Annotated in this window: 16 protein-coding genes; 7 read left to right on the top strand and 9 right to left on the bottom strand. The window is 74.1% G+C overall.

Annotated elements, in window-relative coordinates:
- Positions 1 to 14: 14 nt before the first annotated feature.
- Positions 15 to 512 carry a polyadenylate-specific 3'-exoribonuclease AS gene (locus GA0074696_RS11380; protein ID WP_088961073.1) on the bottom strand — a complete coding sequence of 166 codons (498 nt, stop codon included), beginning with the start codon at positions 510 to 512 and terminating at the stop codon, positions 15 to 17.
- 283 nt (positions 513 to 795) lie between these two features.
- On the opposite strand from GA0074696_RS11380, the gene GA0074696_RS11375 reads away from it, so the two are divergent.
- The gene (locus GA0074696_RS11375; protein ID WP_088961072.1) at positions 796 to 1,488 is read left to right on the top strand and encodes a Crp/Fnr family transcriptional regulator; all 693 of its coding nucleotides are present in this window, start codon (positions 796 to 798) and stop codon (positions 1,486 to 1,488) included.
- Positions 1,489 to 1,545: 57 nt separating this feature from the next.
- On the opposite strand, the gene GA0074696_RS11370 is transcribed toward GA0074696_RS11375, so the two are convergent.
- Positions 1,546 to 1,761 carry a hypothetical protein gene (locus tag GA0074696_RS11370; protein ID WP_088961071.1) on the bottom strand — a complete coding sequence of 72 codons (216 nt, stop codon included), beginning with the start codon at positions 1,759 to 1,761 and terminating at the stop codon, positions 1,546 to 1,548.
- A gap of 162 nt (positions 1,762 to 1,923) precedes the next feature.
- Between GA0074696_RS11370 and GA0074696_RS11365 the strand changes: the two genes are divergently transcribed.
- Entirely contained in the window at positions 1,924 to 5,508 is a 3,585-nt protein-coding gene (locus GA0074696_RS11365; protein ID WP_088961070.1) for an ATP-binding protein, read from the top strand.
- 142 nt (positions 5,509 to 5,650) lie between these two features.
- On the opposite strand, the gene GA0074696_RS11360 is transcribed toward GA0074696_RS11365, so the two are convergent.
- A complete protein-coding gene (locus GA0074696_RS11360) occupies positions 5,651 to 6,361 on the bottom strand; it encodes a lysophospholipid acyltransferase family protein (RefSeq protein WP_088961069.1) in 711 nt (236 codons plus the stop codon).
- Positions 6,362 to 6,607: 246 nt separating this feature from the next.
- Here GA0074696_RS11360 and GA0074696_RS11355 point away from each other — a divergent pair, with 246 nt between their 5' ends.
- Positions 6,608 to 7,438, top strand: coding sequence for a DUF308 domain-containing protein (locus GA0074696_RS11355; protein WP_088961068.1), 831 nt, complete (start codon positions 6,608 to 6,610; stop codon positions 7,436 to 7,438).
- Between the two features lie 176 nt (positions 7,439 to 7,614).
- Entirely contained in the window at positions 7,615 to 9,048 is a 1,434-nt protein-coding gene (locus tag GA0074696_RS11350) for an alpha,alpha-trehalose-phosphate synthase (UDP-forming) (protein WP_088961067.1), read from the top strand.
- A 6-nt stretch (positions 9,049 to 9,054) separates the two neighbouring features.
- Here GA0074696_RS11350 and GA0074696_RS11345 read toward each other — a convergent pair whose 3' ends face one another.
- The 6 genes from GA0074696_RS11345 to GA0074696_RS11320 all read right to left on the bottom strand — a co-directional run bounded on the left by GA0074696_RS11345 (position 9,055) and on the right by GA0074696_RS11320 (position 14,329).
- On the bottom strand, positions 9,055 to 9,870 hold the full coding sequence (locus GA0074696_RS11345) for an alpha/beta hydrolase (RefSeq protein WP_088961066.1): 816 nt from the start codon (positions 9,868 to 9,870) through the stop codon (positions 9,055 to 9,057).
- Between the two features lie 55 nt (positions 9,871 to 9,925).
- Entirely contained in the window at positions 9,926 to 11,332 is a 1,407-nt protein-coding gene (locus GA0074696_RS11340) for a flavin-containing monooxygenase (RefSeq protein WP_088961065.1), read from the bottom strand.
- Between the two features lie 107 nt (positions 11,333 to 11,439).
- Positions 11,440 to 12,156: an endonuclease/exonuclease/phosphatase family protein gene (locus GA0074696_RS11335; RefSeq protein WP_088961064.1), complete on the bottom strand. Its 717-nt coding sequence runs from the start codon at positions 12,154 to 12,156 to the stop codon at positions 11,440 to 11,442.
- A complete protein-coding gene (locus GA0074696_RS11330; RefSeq protein WP_088961063.1) occupies positions 12,153 to 13,100 on the bottom strand; it encodes an ROK family glucokinase in 948 nt (315 codons plus the stop codon). The genes GA0074696_RS11335 and GA0074696_RS11330 overlap by 4 nt, the downstream gene beginning before the upstream one ends.
- A gap of 73 nt (positions 13,101 to 13,173) precedes the next feature.
- Positions 13,174 to 13,842, bottom strand: coding sequence for a hypothetical protein (locus GA0074696_RS11325; protein WP_088961062.1), 669 nt, complete (start codon positions 13,840 to 13,842; stop codon positions 13,174 to 13,176).
- 31 nt (positions 13,843 to 13,873) lie between these two features.
- Positions 13,874 to 14,329, bottom strand: a complete 456-nt coding sequence (locus GA0074696_RS11320; RefSeq protein ID WP_088961061.1) for an SRPBCC family protein — start codon at positions 14,327 to 14,329, stop codon at positions 13,874 to 13,876.
- A 209-nt stretch (positions 14,330 to 14,538) separates the two neighbouring features.
- On the opposite strand from GA0074696_RS11320, the gene GA0074696_RS11315 reads away from it, so the two are divergent.
- Genes GA0074696_RS11315 through GA0074696_RS11305 form a run of 3 tightly spaced genes read left to right on the top strand, consistent with a single transcriptional unit; the run spans position 14,539 to position 18,729 of the window.
- Complete coding sequence (locus GA0074696_RS11315; RefSeq protein WP_088964500.1) at positions 14,539 to 16,347, top strand: AMP-dependent synthetase/ligase; 1,809 nt, start codon at positions 14,539 to 14,541, stop codon at positions 16,345 to 16,347.
- Positions 16,348 to 16,361: 14 nt separating this feature from the next.
- Positions 16,362 to 18,053: a sensor histidine kinase gene (locus tag GA0074696_RS11310; protein ID WP_088961060.1), complete on the top strand. Its 1,692-nt coding sequence runs from the start codon at positions 16,362 to 16,364 to the stop codon at positions 18,051 to 18,053.
- A 7-nt stretch (positions 18,054 to 18,060) separates the two neighbouring features.
- Complete coding sequence (locus GA0074696_RS11305) at positions 18,061 to 18,729, top strand: response regulator transcription factor (protein WP_088961059.1); 669 nt, start codon at positions 18,061 to 18,063, stop codon at positions 18,727 to 18,729.
- Positions 18,730 to 18,901 lie beyond the last annotated feature (172 nt).

Here is an 18,901-nt window from a genome sequence, read left to right as displayed (position 1 = left end):
AAACCCGCATCGCCTCACCGGCCGGTCATCGCCCGCCAGCGCGCCAGGTTGTGCCGGGCGTCGACCAGGGCGTCGTGCCGGTCGGCGTCGGCGTCGGGCAGCTTCGGCCGGCCCCGGTCGTCCCAGAGCTGGCGCAGCTCCTTGGTGAACCGGGGGATCTCCCGGGGCAGCGCCGGCATCGCCCCCCAGAGCTGGGCCAGCACCACGTGGTCGTACGCGGCGTACCAGGCCCAGAGTTCGAGCTGCTCGCCCGGACGGTCGCGGACCGGCTCCAGCAGGAAGTCGTAGAGGTCGTCGCGGATGCGCTCGCGCGAGCGCCAGGCGCGGTCGGCCGGGGACGGCAGCTTGTCGAGCACGTTGCGGCGCACCCAGGGCACGGCGCGGGAGTCGTCGAACTGGGTGGAGACCGCATAGAACTCACGGCCGTACTCGTCGACGACACCGATCGACACGAGGTCGACGATGCGGCCGTCCTCGATGAATTCGCAGTCGTAGAAATAGCGGTAGACCATCGCGTCAATCCTCGCGTACGCCCGGCGGCGTCCGCCGCCCGGGTCCGATCCCGACCGGCTCCCCACCCTTGCGACGGGGGCAAAACCGCACCTCAGCCGGCACCTCGACCCCGTCCGGCGGCGTCACGCAGACGATTTGAGGGGTGTACAGCAAGCGACTGGACCGTCATGATCTGATGTGTACCGCTACCGGACGCCGAACCGGTGTCAGTTCACCTCTTCAGGGGCCGTCAGGTTCACCCGGTGAGCGAGTTGTGGTCCTTGACCGGGGAGGGGTTGGGCCGTGGAGATGCGCCTGCCGGAGCCGGGTGACGCCCTCACGGGCGTGGAGATGTTCGCCGGGCTGGAGCCGGAGGTGCGGCAGCGGGTGATCGCCGCGGCGGTGCCGCGCACGTACCGCAAGGGCCAGCTGCTCTTCGTGGAGAACGACCCGGGCGAGTCGCTGATCGTGCTGCGCCGGGGGGCGGTGGCGGTGTTCCGCACCGCGCCGACCGGCGAACGGGCGGTGCTGTCGGTGATCCGACCGCCGGACGTGCTCGGCGAGGTCTCGCTGCTGGACGCCTCCACCCGCTCGGCGTCCGCGGAGGCGATCGAGGACAGCGCCGCGCTGGCCCTGTCCCGGCCCGCCTTCATGGAGCTGGTGCACTCCAACCCGCGCATCCTGGACGCGGTGATGCGCTCGCTGGGCGGGCTGATCCGCCGGCTGACCGAGCAGAACGCCGACCATGTCTTCCTGGACCTGCCCGGCCGGGTGGCCAAGACCCTGGTCCGGCTGGCCGGCGAGAGCCAGGCCCCGATGATCACCATCGAGCTCAACCAGAGTCAGCTCGCCGAGATGGCCGGCGGCTCCCGGCAGAGCGTCAACCAGGCGATCGGCTCCTTCGCCAGCCGGGGCTGGCTGCGGACCGAGGGTCGCCGGATCGTCGTCACCGACGTGTCGGCGCTGCGCCGCCGGGCCGGGATGAACGACCGCTGACCGCGCGACGCGGCCGGGCGCTGCCTGCGCCGGCCGCGTCGGCTCACCGCCCCCGGCTCACGGGGTGGTGCTGGTCGGTCCCGCCCAACTGGTGGTGGTGCCGGTCGGCCCGGCCCAGTCGGTGCCGTCCTTGCCGTCGCCGGACTGCTCGCTGACGATCCCCTCGGCCTGGAGCACGGCCAGTGTGGCCGCGTCGACGTCGACCGACTCCCCCGCGGAGTGGGCGACGCCGTCACCGTCGGTCCAGTCGCTCTCCAGCTTCACATATACCATGATCTCTCCCCTTGATCATTGATGCGATTTCGGCCGCCTGAATGTAGCTCTCCCCACCGGCCGGAGGAGTGTCCACAAGCCAACAGCCCGGTACCTGACAGCGCCGGCAACGGCGATACTCACGGTGGACACCGGGCGACGACCGGCAGGCAGACCCACCCAGTGGAGGGTGTCATCTCCGCGCAGTGTGACCGTTGTGGACGTACCGCCGCCGACGGCGACCGCTTCTGCGGTGGCTGTGGGACGGAGCTGGGTGCGCTCTGCCCGCACTGCCTGCGGCCGCTCGCCACCGACGCGGTGTTCTGCACCTCGTGCGGCGCGCCCCGGGCCGGCTCCGGCCAGCCCGTCGCGACCCCGCAGGAGGACCGCCGCCGGGTCAGCGTGCTCTTCGTCGACCTGATCGACTTCACGCCGTACGTCGAACGGGCCGACCCCGAGCAGGTCCGCGGCATGCAGACCGGCTTCTTCTCCGCCGCCAAGCGGGTCGTCGGGCAGTACGGCGGGGTGGTCGAGAAGTACATCGGCGACGCGGTGATGGCGCTGTTCGGTGCCCCGGTGGCCACCGAGACCGACGCGCTGCGCTGCGTCCGGGCCGGGCTGGAGCTGCAACGGGTGCTCACCCGGTTCGCCCCCACCGGCGCCGACGAGCTGCGCTTCCGGGTGGGCGTGGCGACCGGCGAGGCGCTGGTCGACGTGGCCGCCGCCCGCGACGGCGGGCAGGCCATCGTGGCCGGCGACGTGGTCAACACCGCCTCCCGGATGCAGTCCGTGTCGCCGCCCGGCGGGGTGCTGGTCTGCGGCACCACCCACGCGCTGACCAAGGACGCCATCCGGTACGCCGAGCAGCCGCCGGTCACCCTGCGCGGGCGTTCCTCGCCCACCGAGGTCTGGCTGGCCCTGTCCCCGGTACGCCGGCAGCCGACCGACCGGGAACCCGACACCACCCCGCTGATCGACCGCGAACACGAGCTGGGCCTGCTGGTCAACGCCCTGCACCGGTCGCTGCGGGACCGCCGCCCCCAGGTGGTGACGCTCTTCGGCCGGGCCGGCATCGGCAAGAGCCGGCTGATCCGGGAGCTGTACCGACACTCCGGGCGGCTGGTCGACGAGCCGGTGAGCTGGCGTACCGGGCGGTGCCCGCCGTTCGGCGAGAACGTCACGTTCGCCGCGCTGGCCGACATCGTCAAGACCGAGGCCGGCATCCTGGACACCGATCCGGCCCCCACCGCGTCCCGCCGGCTGAGCGCGGCGGTGGCCGAGCTGGTCGGCCCCGGCGAGCGGGACCGGCTGGTGGACGCGCTGCGCCCGCTGGTCGGGCTGGCCGGCGTCACAATGCCCGCGGAGGAGACCGAGTCGGCCTGGCGTCGCTTCCTGCTGGCGCTCGCCGCCCGCCGTCCCACCGTGCTGGTCTTCGAGGACCTGCACTGGGCCGACGACGCGATGCTGCGCTTCGTCGAGCTGCTCGGCGCCGCCGCCCGGGACGTGCCGCTGCTGCTGCTCTGCACCGCCCGCCCGGAACTGGTGGACCGGGACCCGAGCTGGGCGGGCACCATCACCGGCTCGGTGACGATCACCCTCCCGCCGCTGCGCGACACCGGCATCGCCTCGCTCTACGCGCACATGTTCGGCCAGGCGGCCTTCTCCGCCGACATGCTCACCCCACTGATCGAGGTGGCCGGGGGCAACCCGCTCTACGCCCACGAGTACGTGCGGATGCTGATCGAACAGGGCGCGCTGCGCCAGTCCGGGCGGGGCTGGTCGCTGGAGAAGCACCTCGAACTGCCGATGCCCGAAAGCGTGCACTCGGTCATCGCCAATCGCGTCGACCTGCTCGACGCCAAGGACCGCGCGGTGCTGCTGGCCGCCTCGGTGGTCGGCGTGCAGTTCTGGCCGGGCGCGGTGGCCGCCGCGCTGGGCCAGCCGGTCGAGTCGGTGGAGCGGTCCCTGCGCCGGCTGGAGCAGCGCGACTTCATCCACGAGCAGGCGGCGTCCACGATGGCCGGGCAGCCGGAGTTCCGGTTCCGGCACGTGCTGGTGCGCGACGTCTGCTACCAGCGGTTGCCGCGTACCGAGCGGGTGGCCCGGCACGAGCGGACGGCCGGCTGGCTGGACGCGCTGTCGCAGAGCCGGGACACCGATCTGGCCGAGGTGCTGGCGCACCACCGCTGGGCGGCCCACGAGATCGCCCGCACGCTGGGCATGCCGATCCAGCGGTACGCCGGCCCCGCGCGGGCCGCGCTGCACCGGGCGGCCCGCCGCGCGTACGCCCTGCACGGGCTGGACGCCGCGGCCAGCCACGCGGGCCGCGCCCTCGGCCTGGCCGACGACAGCGACCCGGTCGACCGGCTGCAACTGGAGCTGCTGAGCACCGAGATCTCGTTCTACCGCGACGGCAACGCCTTCCTCTCCGGCGGCGGCCCGGAGCAGCTGCACGCGCTGGCCGACCGGCTGCTCGCGCACGACGACGACGCCTGCGCCGCCCGGGCGTGGACGCTGCTCGGCCAGGCCGCCTGGCTGCGCGCCGACCGCAGCGCCGCGGTGGCCTGTCTGGACCGCGCGGTCGCGCTCTTCGCGCCACTGCCGGACAGTGCCCAGAAGGCGGACGCGCACGCCGAGCTGGGCCGGCTGCACATGCTCAACTACGAGCGGGACGCGGCGGTGGCCGCCGCCGAGACGGCGGCCGGGATCGGCGAGCGCCTGGGCCTGGCGGAGATCCGCACCAACGCCCGGATCACCGCGGCCACCGCCCGCTACCAGGCCGGTGACCGGGCCGGCCTGGACGAGCTGCACGCGCTGGTCGAGTTGAGCCGGACCCAGCAGCTGCTGGCCCTGCCCCGGGCGTTGCAGAACCTCGCCTTCGCGCTGCGCGAGGAGGGCGACTGGCTGCGCTCCGACGCGCTGCTGTCGACCGCGCCGGCCGCCCGGGGCAGCGGGCAGACCCTCGCCACCAGCTACTCCGGCGAGGCGATGCGGGCGTACTTCGACGGGGACTTCGGCCGGCTGCTGGCCGCCGCCGACGCGTTCGTGGACACCCCCACCGGCGGCTGGGACATGCAGGTGCGCGGCCTGCGCTCGTGCCTGCTGGTGCTGCGGGGCCTACCGGTGCCGCTGGCGCCGCGCCCGCTCCCGGCCGCCGGGGACGAGCCGGCCGCCGTGGGGGCCGAGCGGCACCGCGACGACGTGGCGGCGGCGCTGGAGACGGCCCGCCGCGGCGGGTTCCACCGGCCCTACTGGACGATGCTCGGGATGGCCGCGCTCTGCCGGGCGTTGCAGGGGCGACTCGACGAGGCGGCCGCACTGGTGGACGAGCTGGCCGACGCGTGGACGGCCGTGCCGGCGCTGGCCAGCGGCGAGTGGATCGCGGCGGCGGCGTACGCGGCGACGCTGGCCGGCCGGGACGCCGCCGTACGGGTCCGGGCGATGCTGGACCAGTTGGCCCACCGCACCCCGTGGTCGGAGGCGGCGCTGCGCACCGTGACCGGGGCGCTGGCCGCGGCGGACGGCGACCACCGGCGCGCCGGCGAGCTGCACCTGGCCGGGGCGGAGATCTACGCCCGCATCCCGGACGTCACCGACCGGGTGCTGGCCCTGGCGCTGGCGGCGGCGGAGCTGACCCTGGCCGGCGACCCGGCGGCCCGGGCGCCGCTGACGGAGGTACGCACCTTCGCCCTGCGCAACGACGCCCCGGGCCTGCTGGACCTGGCCCGCGGCCCGGTCCAGCAGGCCGGCCCCGCCCTCGCCTCCTGACCCCCGCTCCCCCGGCCCACCCACCCGCCACCCCCGGGCCCAAGATCCGCCCAGTTTCACGGAAAGAGTGGCTGTTCCGCGCGGAATAGCCACTCTTTCCGTGAAACTGCACGCTCAGGGCAGCACGTGGCGGGGGGGTCGGTCAGGCGGCGATCGGCTCGCGGGTGACCGGCTCGGTGGGGGGCTGGTTCTTCAGCTTCGCGGCGTACATGTCGATGTACTCGCGACCGGAGAGCTCCATCAGTTCGTACATGATCTCGTCGGTCACCGCGCGCTCGACGAAGCGGTCGCCGGCCAGGCCGGCGTAGCGGGAGAAGTCCAGCGGCGGGCCGAACCGGATCCGGACCCGGGCGATCTTGGGGATCAGCTTGCCGGGCGGCTGGATCTCGTCGAGGTTGAGCATCGCCACCGGGACCACCGGGGCGCCGCTCTCCAGCGCGAGCCGGGCCACCCCGGTCTTGCCCCGGTAGAGCCGCCCGTCGGGCGACCGGGTCCCCTCCGGGTAGATCCCGGCGACGCCGCCGCCCCGCAGCACGGTGAGCTGGGTGTTCAGGGCCGCCTGGGCGGCGCGGCCGCCGGAGCGGTCGACCGGGATGCAGCCGGTGCCGGCGAAGAACGCCTTGGTGAGCCAGCCTTTGATGCCCTTACCGGTGAAGTATTCCGCCTTGGCCACGAAAGTGACTTTTCGCGGCACGATCAGCGGGGTGAAGATCGAATCCGAGAACGACAGGTGGTTGCTCGCGAGGATCACCGGACCGGTCTCCGGCACGTGGTGCAGCCCCTCCACCCGGGGACGGAAGATCAGCCTGAGCAGCGGGCCGAGGATGATGTACTTCATCAGCCAGTACAGCAACGGTGTCCTTCCGAAGCAGGGGCGGGCGACACCACCGCCGATCGGGTCGGCGGGCCGCCGGGCGGACCCGGCGACCCCGCCGGGAATGGCCGTCGGCGGGCGGGATCGTCGGCCATGAGCCTACGAACCGGGAGCGGCACGCCACAACGCACTCCCGGAACCGGGTCCGGACGTGTCACGATTCAGGGCACGGCGTACGGGGCGCCGACACAACCGCACCGTGAGGTGCGCCGAGGAGGATGTCCGGTGTCAGCGGGTGGGGCCCGCCGGGGGCGGCGGGACAACGGGATCGACGCGAGCGAGTACGCCGTCGCGGGCGACGTCGATCCGCGCGTCGGCGAGCACCTGCTCGACGTGCTCGCCGCCGGCGGAATCGCGGCCTACCTCCAGCCGTCGGCCGACCTCAACCCGATCACCCGCACCACCACCGTCCCGGCCCGGCCGGTCGACCGGCTCTACGTGGACCGCTCGCACCTGACCACCGCCCGGGACTACCTCACCCAACTCGCCGACGAGTCGACCCCGGAGCCGCCGCGCGGCGAGCCGGACGTCGACGCCGAGTGGGACCGGATCGTCGCCGCCTTCCACACCGCCCCGGCCGCCGGCAGCCACCCCTGGCCCGCCGCCGAGGACGTCGACGACGACCCGACCGGCCCGGCCGGCGCGCCGGCGACCCGCACCGAGGAGGCCACCGGCCCGACCGCCACCGACGTGCGGCGGCTGCCGTACGCGGCGGACATCTCCGGCGTCTCGGTGAGCCGGCCGCGGGCCGAGGAGCCCTCGCTGCTGGACGGTCTGGACACCTTCGGCGCCGACCTGCCGGGTGGGGAGGACGAGGGCTACACCCCGCCCCCGCCCCCGCCGCTGCCCCGGGTGTCGAAGTACGCGGTGGTCGGCGTGCTGGCGATCGTGCTCGGCTTCGTGCTCTTCCTCAACCCGGCGCTGCTGCCGGTGGACGCCTCGGTGGTGACCCTGCTCGGGTTCACCGGCATCCTCGCCGGCTTCGTCACGCTGATCTGGCGGCTGCGTCCCGGCGACGAGGACGACGAGGATCCCGACGACGGCGCGGTCGTCTGACGCTCCCCCGTCCGATCGGCACCCTTCGCCCGTATCCCGGGACGGCCACGACCCCGCCGCCGAGGTAACAGTGGTGTAACTTACGGTCAGTAGGAATACCGCTGTCCGTCACTTCCCCCCTCCGGCTGCCCGGTTGTTCCTCCCCTCGCGGTGGTCGGCCCCCGCTGCGGATCGGAATGCCCGAGATGCGACCGAATTCCAGTTCCCTGGTGGTGGTGGCCAATCGGCTCCCCATCGACGACAGCATGGCGCCCGACGGCGCCTGCGAGTGGCGCCGCAGCCCCGGTGGGCTGGTCAGCGCGCTGCACCCACTGCTGCGACACACCCCGGCCACCTGGGTCGGCTGGGCCGGCGGCACCGGTCCCGCGCCCCGCCTGCCCGACATCGACGGCGTCCGCATGCACTCCGTCTCGCTCACCGCCGAGGACCTGCGCGACCACTACGAGGGCTTCGCAAACGCCACCCTCTGGCCGCTCTACCACGACGCCGTCGAGCAGCCGGTGTACCACCGCCGCTGGTGGGAGGCGTACCAGCGGGTCAACCAGCGGTTCGCCGAGGCGGCCGCGGCGGTGGCCGAGCCGGGCGGCCTGGTCTGGGTGCAGGACTACCACCTGCAACTGGTTCCCGGCCTGCTCCGGGCGCTCCGGCCGGACCTGCGGATCGGCTTCTTCCTGCACGTGCCATTCCCGCCGCCGGAGTTGTTCATGCAGCTGCCCCGGCGGGCCGAGCTGCTGCGCGGCATGCTCGGCGCCGACCTGATCGGCTTCCAGCGGGCCCAGGCCGCGCACAACTTCGCCCAGTTGGTGGTGAAGGTGCTCGACCTGCCGGCCACCGACCGGCGGATCGGCGTCGACGACCGGGTGGTGCGGGTCGGGGCGTACCCGGTCTCGATCGACACGGCCGAGATGGCTGCGCTCGCCGGCCGTCCCGACGTGACCGCCCGGGCCCGCCGGCTGCGCCACGACCTCGGCGACCCGCAGCAGGTGATCCTCAGCGTCGACCGGATGGACTACACCAAGGGCATCGAGCAGCGGCTCAAGGCCTACAGCGAGCTGCTGGCCAGCGGCGACGTCAAGGTCCGGGACACGGTGCTGGTCCAGGTGGCGGTGCCCAGCCGGGAGCGGGTCGGCCAGTACCAGATACTGCGGGACCGGGTGGAGCGCGAGGTCGGCCGGATCAACGGCGAGTTCGGCCGGGTCGGCGAGCCGGCCATCCATTACCTCAACCAGCCCTTCGACCGCGCCGAGCTGGCCGCCCTCTACCGGGTCGCCGACGTGATGGCGGTGACCCCGCTGCGGGACGGGATGAACCTGGTCGCCAAGGAGTACGTCGCCGCCCGGGTCGACGACACCGGCGCGCTGCTGCTCAGCGAGTTCGCCGGCGCGGCGGCCGAGCTGGAGCAGGCGTACCTGGTCAACCCGCACGACCTGGAGGGCCTGAAGCAGATGCTGCTCACCGCGCTGCGGGCCGGCCCGGACGACGTCGGCGACCGGATGCGGGCGATGCGGACGTATCTGCACCGCCACGACATCCGCGCCTGGGCCCGCTCCTACCTCAGCGCCCTGGACCAGACCGGCTCGCTGGTCACCCGGCTGGGCAGCACCGGCTGACCCCGGTCACACCCGCTGCGGGTCCTTGACCAGCCAGTCGAGGATCGCGTCGATCGGCTCCCGCCACCGGGCGTCGAGCATCAGGTCGTGCCCCATGCCGGGAAAGAGCAGCGGAGCCGAGCCGTACCGGCGGGCGGCCCGGGTCAGCGCGGCCGGCGGCACCACCCGGTCGTCCGGGCTGCCCAGCACCAGCACCGGCGGGCGACCCACCGCCGGCTCGGCCTCCCGGCCGGCCAGCAGCTGCCACTGCGCGCGCCGCCCGGCCCGGCCGAGCCGCGCCACGTGCCGGCGGGCGTCCGCCTCCGGCAGCTCCCCGCTGAACAGCTGCCGGCGGTGCAGCCGCAGGCCGCCGCCGAACAGCGCGGGCAGCGTGCCGACCGGGTTGCGGCGCAGCGCCACGCCGGCCGTCGACCAGCCGCCCAGCACCGGCGCGGCCAGCACCGCGGCCCGGGCCGGGTAGCGGGCCAGCGCGTGGGTCACCACGAGCGCCCCGGCGCCGTACCCCACCAGCACCGCCTGGCGCGGCAGGCCCGCGGCCACCTGGACCACGTCATGGGTGTACGCCCGCAGCGTCGCCTCCGGCGCCGGCTCGCTGCCGCCGTGCCCACGCAGGCTCAGCGCGTACGCCGCGAAGCCGCGCGACGCGGCGTGCTCCAGCCAGTGCTCGGCGAACGCCCAGGCCCCGTGCCCGAAGCCGGGGACGAAGAGCAGCGGCGGCCGCCCCTCCTCCAGCTCCGGGGCCGCGCCCAGCACCTCCCGCCGGGCCGGGCGGACCGGGCGGGCCCACTCCCGGCCCCGCATGATCCGCAGCCGCTCGCTCATCTGCTTTGCCCTCCGTCCGCGACCGCTCGAGCCCGCCCCGCCACCTCGCGCGCACTCACCGGTCGCTCTCCAGCTCGTGCAGGGCGCGCTGTACGGCGCGCAGGTAGTCGGCGTGGCCCACCTCGAACCAGTGCCGGCTGCTGTCCTTGACCTTGCCGGAGTACCGCTCCCCGGCACCGGCCTCCACCTTGGACGCGAACGCGGCCGCCCGCTCCGGGCGGCCCAGCCGGGCCTGGAGCAGCCGGGCGAAGAGCACGGTCTGCCAGTGCGACAGGGTGAAGATGCCGGAGTCCGGCTGGACCAGGCCGGCCACCGCGAGCGTCGGGTACCCGGGGACGAGGGCGTTGAGCCAGAGCCGGGGGCGGCCCGAGGCGTCTTCGTCGCCGAGCACCTTCGGGTCGAGGAACTCGAAGCGGGGCAGGTAGCCGGTGGCGAAGACGACCAGTTCCGGGTCGATCTCCCGCCCGTCGGTGAGGGTGACCCCGCCGGCGTGGAACCGGGCCAGCTCCGGCACCGGGGTGATCTCGCCGTGGCCGACGTAGTAGACCAGCTGGCTGTTGGCGATCGGATGGGTCTCGTAGACCCGGTGGTCGGGCTTCGGCAGGCCGAACCGGGTCAGGTCGCCGACGGTCAGCCGCAGCGTCCAGTGGTAGAGCCACTGCCGGACCCGCAGCGGCACGCGCAGCGCGAGCAGGGCGTCGTTGACCTGGTCGGCCGGGCGGCCGAGGACGTACTTCGGGGCGTACCAGTAGCCGCGGCGGGTGGAGTGCCAGCAGCGGGAGGCCTGCTGGGCGGCCTCGACCGCGATGTCACAGCCGGTGTTGCCCGCGCCGACCACCAGCACCCGCTTGCCGCGCAGCTGCGCGGGGTCCTTGTAGGACGAGGCGTGCATGACCTCGCCCCGGAACTCCTCCAGCCCCTCGTAGCGGGGCAGCTTCGGCGACCAGTTGTGGCCGTTGGCGACCACCACAGCGGCGTAGCGGGAGGTGCGCTCCGGGCCGTACCCGCCGGTGCTGCGGGTGGTGACGTCCCAGCGATCGCCGACCACCGGCTCGACCCGGACGACCTCGGTGCCGAACCAGATGTGCTGGCGCAGGTCGAAGTGGTCGGCGTAGCGCTCGAAGTAGGACAGCAGCTGGCTGTGGTGCGGGTAGTCCGGCCAGGAGTCCGGCATCGGGAAGTCGGGGAACTGGGTGAACGGCCGCGACGAGATCAGGTGGGTGCTGGCGTACACCGGGCTGCGGTCGTGCCGCCAGTTCCACGCGCCGCCGACGCCGGTCTCGCGCTCGTAGCAGTCGACGCCGAAGCCGTGCTCTTTCAGGTTCTTCACGGCGGTCAGGCCGCTGGCGCCGGCGCCGATGACGCAGACCGTGTCGCCCCGGTCGGAGACCGGGCGGCCGTCCCGGCTCGGGGCGAGCGTGGTCTCCGGATCGGGCCGGCCGTGCTCGGTGGAGGGGGGCACCGGGGAATCTCCTTATGTGCGGCACGAACGCCGGTTCGACGGGCATCCTCCCCGTACCCGGAGCCGGTTGTCCAGCCCGGCACTCCGGGCGCGGACCGGCGCCGGGCTCAGGCGGTGGCCGGCAGGAGCAGGTCGACCAGGACCGGGAAGTGGTCGCTGGCCCGCCGGGTGAGCGGGGTGTCGACCACGTCGTAGCCGACCACGGTGACCCGCGGATCGACGAAGAGCGCGTCGATGCGCCGGCGCGGGTTGGCGCAGGAGTAGGTGTGCCGGTCAGCGGCGTCGGCGGCGACCGCCGCGTCGGTCAGTCCCGCACCGACGGTGCGCCAGGCCGCCCCGTCCGGGCCCTCGTTGAGGTCCGCGCCCAGCACCACCGGCAGGTCGGCGCCGGCCAGCTCGCGCTTGAGCAGCGCGGCCTGGCGGGGCCGCTCGGCCGGGTCGGTGGACAGGTGCGAGCCGGCCAGCAGGAACCGCGCGCCGCCGACGGCGCACTCGGCGTACGCCGCGCCGCGCAGGTGCCGCCCGGGGGTGAGCGGAAACCGCTGGCAGCGGGTCGCCAGCACCCGCACCCGGAGGCTGGTGAGCAGCAGGTTGCCCAGCGACGGCAGGCCACCGGCGGCCACCACCAGGCCGAACGACTCGGCGAGGGTGGCGCAGCGCTGCCGCCAGCGGAACCGGCGCGGGGCCTCCTGCACGATCACCACGTCGGGGGCCGCCTCGCGGACCACCGCCGCCAGCGCGGCCGTGTCGTCACGCTGGCTGTGGATGTTGTACGACACCACCCGCAGTCGCACCCCGCCGGCGGGGGCCGGCGCGACGGTCACAGCCGGCGGGCGAGGTCGGCGGCACCGATGACGCCGGCGGTGTTGCCCAGCTCAGCGGGGCGCACCTCGGCCACGGCGAGCCGGCTGCGCTGGGCCAGCGCGTCGGTGAACGAGCGCCGGGTCGGGCCGAGCAGCAGGTCGCCGGCCTCGACGACGCCGCCGCCGACCACCAGCACCTGCGGGTCGAGGATCTGGGCCATGTCGGCCAGGCTGGTGCCGAGCCAGCGCCCGATCTGGGCGAACGCCTCGGCGGAGATCGGGTCGCCGGCCTGCGCGGCGGCGGTGACCATCGGGCCGGTGACCGCCTCGGCGTCGCCGCCGGCCAGCTCCAGCAGGGCGGTGGCGCGCTGCGGCTCCTGCCGGGCGCCGGCCCGGGCGAAGCGGACCAGGGCGCTGCCGCTGGCGTACTGCTCGATGCAGCCGAGCCGGCCGCAGCCGCACTGGTGGCCGTCCGGGACGGTCAGCATGTGGCCGAGCTCGGCCGCGATGCCGTTGGCGCCGCGCAGCAGCTCGCCGCCGAGCACGATGCCGCCGCCGACCCCGGTGCCGATGGTGAACATGACCATCGAGTCGTCGGCGTCGCGGGCCGCGCCGTAGCGGAACTCGGCCCAGGCGGCCACGTTGCCGTCGTTCTCCACGATCACCGGCAGGCCGGTGGCGGTGCTGACGTACTCGCGCAGCGGTTCGTCCCGCCAGGCCAGGTTGGGGGCGAAGAGCACGGTGGAGCGGGAGGCGTCGATCCAACCGGCCGCGCCGATGCCGACCGCGCCGATGTCGTGGCCGGTCGCCAGTTCGGTGACCAGCTCGATGATGACGTCGCGGGTCTTGCCGACATCGTCCGCAGGGGTGTCCCGTCGGGCCTGCACGAGAACCTTGCCGGTGTCGTCCACGACACCGCCGGCCACCTTCGTGCCACCGACGTCGACTCCGATGGTCAGCGTCACCGCTGCCACTCCCCTCTGCTGTGCTGCCCGACATCGGCCGGACCGGCCGGATGTGATGTCGGATGTCCCGTGTTCAGGCCTCGTCGCCTGGTGCGTCCCCGCCCGCGCCGGCCGGCGCTCGCGAGGCGGGCACCACCGGACGGTCGGCCGTCGACCGGACCTGGGCCGGCGCGACCGGCCCGGCGTCGTCGACGGGCGCGGCGGCGGCCGGCACGACCACGTCCTCCGCCCGCGTGGCGGCGGACCAGACGTCCCGCTCCGGCGCCGACGGAGAATCATGCCCGGTACGGGTCGCCTCGCGCCACACGTGGTCGGCGTCGGCGTCCGACCTGGCGGCGGGTCCGGGGGCACCGGCCGCTCCGGCCGCCCTGTCCGAGGCTTCCCCGCTGTCGGCGGGAGCGAACGCGCGCATCAGACTGGCGATCCCGGCGGCCAGATCACCGGCGCCGGTGGCGAGCCGCTCGGCGAATTCCGGACTCGGATCGCGCAGCGCCGCGATACCGCGGCAGACCGGGCAGACGCAGCATTCCGGCGATCCGGTGGCGAATCCCCCGGTGCCGCCGGCACCCCCGGCCGGGCCGGAGGCGCCGCCACTGTGACCGAGGACACCGGAGAGGATCCCACCGAGCGGGCCCCACGGACCGCCGCCGGACCCGGCGTTGGCCAACCGTGCCGTGGCCAGCAGCGTGGCGACGAGCCGCTCGGCCTCCTCCCGGGCGGAGCCCGGTTGCGTACCCGCCATCGTCGGCTCCTCTACCGTGCCGCCGGCTGCGTCACTGTGCCGCACCGGTTGCTTCTACCCGGCGCTTGAGCTGCTTCAACGCCGTATCCATGATCATTTTCTCGGCCTTGCGGCGAAACATGCCGAGCATGCCCACCGACAGCTCGACCTCGAGGGTGTAGGTGACCGTCGACGTCCCGTCCGGGTTGCCGACGATGTCGTACGACCCGCGCTGGGACTTCTGCATCTTCGACGGCGCCACCAGGTGCCACTCGATCCGGGACAGGTCCTCGGCGTACTCGTACGCCAGCACGTACTCGTCGGCCATCACGCCGGCGTCGATGGTGAAGTGGACCTGGCTGGCGTAGCCGTCCTCGTACTCCTCGACCACCTCGGCCCGGCGCACCGCCTCGGTCCACTCGGGGTAGCTCGCGAAGTCGCAGATGACCGCCGCCACCCGGTCCGGTGACGCGCCGATGATGATCGACTGGGTGGAGGAGTCCGCCATGGGGGGAGGCTACCCGGAGCGACCCCGGCGCGCGGCGCTTGACCCCGGCCACGCCCGGCGCGGCGGCGCCGACGGCCCCGCGACGGCGGCGTCCCACCAGGCGGGCGGGCGGCCTCCCTACCTCACCCGCCCGGGCGTGCGGGTAGGTTTCGACAAAGCCGAACCGCCACGGCGGCCGGCCCGGCCAGTGCGAGCACGAGGGAGTGCAGGTGCGCGAGTTCTCCGTCCCGCCGATCGTCACCATCGGCGACGCGGCCAACCTGACCGACCCGGTCTGGGACAACGCCGCGACCGCGCCGGACGCGGTCCAGTTCGTCCGGCCCGCCGCCCGCGCCGAGGGTGCCGCCCAGGTGGACGTGACCTGCCGGCAGTTCCGCGACGAGGTCGTCGCCGTGGCCCGCGGCCTGGTCGGCTCGGGCGTCAACCCGGGCGACCGGGTCGCGCTGATGAGCCGCACCCGCTACGAGTGGACCCTGCTCGACTACGCCATCTGGGCGGCCGGCGCGGTCACCGTGCCCATCTACGAGACCTCCAGCGCCGAGCAGGCCGCCTGGATCCTCGCCGACTCCGGCGCGGTCGCCGTCGTGGTGGAGTCCAACGCGCACGCCACCCTGGTCGCCGGCGTCCGCGACCGGCTGCCCGAGCTGCGCCAGGTCTGGCAGATCGAGCTGGGCGGGGTGGACGAGATCGTCGCGGCCGGCGCGTCGGTCGAACCGGAGGAGGTCGAGCGGCGCCGCAAGGCGGTCCGCGCCGCCGACGTCGCCACGATCATCTACACCAGCGGCACCACCGGCCGGCCCAAGGGCTGCGTGCTGACCCACCGCAACATGTACGCCGACATCGCCAACGCCGTGCCGGTGCTGCCGAACCTGTTCCGGCCCGGCGCGTCGACCCTGCTCTTCCTCCCGCTGGCGCACGCCTTCGCCCGGCTCATCCAGATCGGCGTGGTGCAGGCCCGGGCCACCATGGCGTACTGCCCCGACACCAAGAACCTGGTCGCCGAGCTCCAGGCGTTCAAGCCGACCTTCGTGCTCTCCGTACCCCGGGTCTTCGAGAAGGTCTACAACGCCGCCCGGCAGAAGGCCGAGGCGGACGGCAAGGGCAAGATCTTCGACCGGGCCGAGCGGGTGGCCATCGCCTACAGCGAGGCGCTGGAGACCCCCGACGGCCCGGGCCTGACCCTGCGCGCCCAGCACGCGCTCTTCGACAAGCTGGTCTACCGCAAGCTGCGCGCCGCGCTCGGCGGCCGCTGCCGGGACGCGATCTCCGGTGGCGCCCCGCTCGGCGCCCGGCTCGGGCACTTCTTCCGCGGCATCGGGGTGACCATCTGCGAGGGCTACGGCCTGACCGAGACCTCCCCCGCCGCCGCCGCGAACCTGCCCACCGCCACCCGGATCGGCACGGTCGGCCGGCCGCTGCCCGGCGTCACCATCCGGATCGACGACGACGGCGAGATCCTGATCTCCGGCGACCTGATCTTCCAGGGCTACTGGCGCAACGAGGCGGCGACCGCCGAGGCGATCACCACCGACGGCTGGTTCCGCACCGGCGACCTGGGTCAGATCGACAGCGACGGGTTCGTCAGCATCACCGGCCGCAAGAAGGAGATCATCGTGACGGCCGGCGGCAAGAACGTCGCACCGGTCGTGCTCGAGGACCAGGTGCGGGCGCACCCGCTGGTCAGCCAGTGCCTGGTGGTCGGCGACCGGCAGCCGTTCATCGCCGCGCTGGTCACCGTCGACGAGGAGGCCCTGCCGAAGTGGCTGGCCACGCACGGCCTGCCGGAGGACACGCGGGTCGAGGAGCTGGTCGACCACGAGGAGCTGCGGGTCGAGATCCAGGGCGCGGTCGACGTGGCCAACCAGGCGGTCTCCAAGGCCGAGGCGATCAAGGTCTTCCGGATCCTGCCCCGGGACTTCACCGAGGCCACCGGCGAACTGACCCCGTCGCTCAAGGTCAAGCGGCAGGTCGTGCACAAGACGTACGCGTCCGAGATCGCCGAGATCTACCGGAGCTGACTACCATCCGTCACGTGCCCGCCTCCACACCCGTCCGACCCCAGCCGCATCCCCTCGCCGTCGCGGCGCGCGGGATCATGCTCGTCCTGGTCGGCGTCCTGACCCTGATCGCCACCCGCGACCCCGCCCAGCTCTGGTGGATCGCCCTGCTGGCGGCCGCCGGCCTGCCGGCGGTGCTCGCCCCCGAGCACCGGCTGCTCGGCCCGCTCAGCCGGGTCGCCGAAGCGGTGGTGCTGGGACTGGCCGCCAGCCAGGTCGCCGTCGAATCCGCCCTCGGCGGATCGGTCGGTGGGCTCGGCGCCTCGGCGGTGCTGCCCTACCTGGCGGTGCCGGTGACGGTCACCGCGCTGCGCCGCCGCTTCCGCGAGGGCGCGGCGCTGCTCGGCGTCGCCGCGGCGACCTTGCTGATCGCCGGGGCGTTCACCGAGGTGGACGGCGGGCGGCAGCTCGGCCAGCCCGGCTACCTGGCGGTCTGCGCGCAGTGGCTGATCCTGGCCGGGCTCGGGCTCTACGCGGCCGGCACGCTGCACCAGGTGATGCGGGTCCGGGGCGAGGGCAAGCCGCAGCCGTACGCGGAGGCGACCCGGCTGCTGACCCAGCTGCGCACGGTCGCCCGCCAGCTGCCCGGCGCGACCCTGGACCCGGGCGGCATCTCCGAGCACCTGCTGGAGGAGCTGCGCGGCGTCGCGCCCAACAACCGGGCCGCGGTGCTCTCGGCCAGCGGCGGCGGCCGGCTCGTGGTGCTCGCCCAGGTCGGGGTGGACCGGGTGGACTGGGAGACGACGCTCGACGCGGACTCGGCCATCGCCGACGCCTGGGCCAGCCAGCAGCCGCAGACCGCGGCCCGGTCGCAGGCCCGCTCGCACCGCGGCGGGGACGTCTCGGCGCTGATCGTGCCGCTGGTCGCCGGCGTGCGTACGGTCGGGCTGGTGGTGCTGGAGGCGGACGCCGCGCACGCGTACCCGCCGCCGGTGGTGTCCCGGGTGACCGCGCTGACCGGCCCCGCCGCGCTGCGGCTGGAGGCGGCGCTGCTCTTCGACGAGGTGCGCTCGCTAGCCACCAACGAGGAGCGGCAGCGGCTGGCCCGGGAGATCCACGACGGGGTCGCCCAGGAGCTGGTGATGGTCGGCTACGGCATCGACAACGCCCTGGCCACCGTCCACGACGACGCCGACGAGACCGCCGAGGGGCTGCGTACGCTGCGCGGCGAGGTGACCCGGGTGATCACCGAGCTGCGGCTGAGCCTGTTCGAGCTGCGCAGCGAGGTGGACCGGCACGGCGGCCTGGCCGCCGCGATCGCCGAGTACGCGCGCACCGTCGGCGCCTCCGGCGGCCTGCGGGTGCACCTGTCGCTGGACGAGTCCACCGCCCGACTGCCCGCCGCCACCGAGGCCGAGTTGCTGCGTATCGCGCAGGAGGCGGTCACCAACGCGCGCAAGCACGCGGGGGCCTCGAATCTCTGGGTCACCTGCGAGGTGGACCCCCCGTACGCGCAGATCGAAGTGTCGGATGACGGTCACGGCATCGGTGACCAGCACGCGGACGGGCACTACGGTCTTGCGATCATGGCCGAGAGGGCGGAACGTATCCGGGGCCGGTTGGAGATCAGGCCGCGACAGCCCAGCGGCACGACCGTGGCGGTGGTGGTCGGTTCCTCGCCCCGGCGCGATAACGTGCGTGGCAGCGCAGCAGCAGAAGGGGAGTAACCCGAGGATGACCACAAGCCCGACACCGGCCACTCGTACCAAGGTCCTCCTTGTCGACGATCACGACCTGATCCGCAAGGGGCTTCGGCACGCCTTCGAGCGCGACCGGCAGTTCGAGGTCGTCGGCGAGGCCGCCACGGCGGCGGAGGGCGTACGCCAGGCTGGCGCGCTGCAGCCGGACGTCGTCATCATGGATCTGCGCCTCCCGGACGGCAGTGGCCTCGAGGCCACCCGGGCCCTGCGCAAGTCCAGCACGACGATGGGGATCGTCGTGCTCACGATGTACGCCGGTGACGACCAGCTCTTCGGCGCGCTGGAGGCCGGCGCGAGCGCCTTCGTGCCGAAGACCGCGCCGGCCGACGAGGTGGTGGCCGCCGCCCGGCACGCCGCCTCCTCCCCCAGCGCCTTCACCGCGGCCGACCTGGCCGAGGCGATGAAGCGCCGGCTGGCCCCGTCCGGTCCGCAGCTCTCCCCCCGCGAGGGGCAGGTGCTGCGGCTGCTGGCCGACGGCATGAGCGTGGCCGGCATCGCCAAGCAGTTGTTCGTCAGCGAGTCCACCGCCAAGACCCACATCTCGAAGCTCTACGAGAAGCTGGGTGCGGCCAACCGCGCCCAGGCGCTGATGACGGCGCTGCGGCTGGGCCTGCTCGAGGCCCCGGACGCGCCCAAGTTCTGAGGCTCCGGCCCGTCGTCGAGAGGTCCGCGCCGCCCGCCGGTCGCGGACCTCTCGCCTGTCCGGGGCACCGGCAACGGCAGCGCCCCCAGCGCCCTGAGTGAGCATGCCGTCGCGCAACGACCGTGGTCTTTGCACCGGGGCGAAGCGAGGGCAGAATACCCGCGTGGCCCGC

Origin of the sequence: Micromonospora purpureochromogenes, assembly GCF_900091515.1 — a bacterium.
GTDB classification, from domain to species: Bacteria; Actinomycetota; Actinomycetes; order Mycobacteriales; family Micromonosporaceae; genus Micromonospora; species Micromonospora purpureochromogenes.
This window is presented reverse-complemented; position numbering and strand designations above follow the sequence as displayed.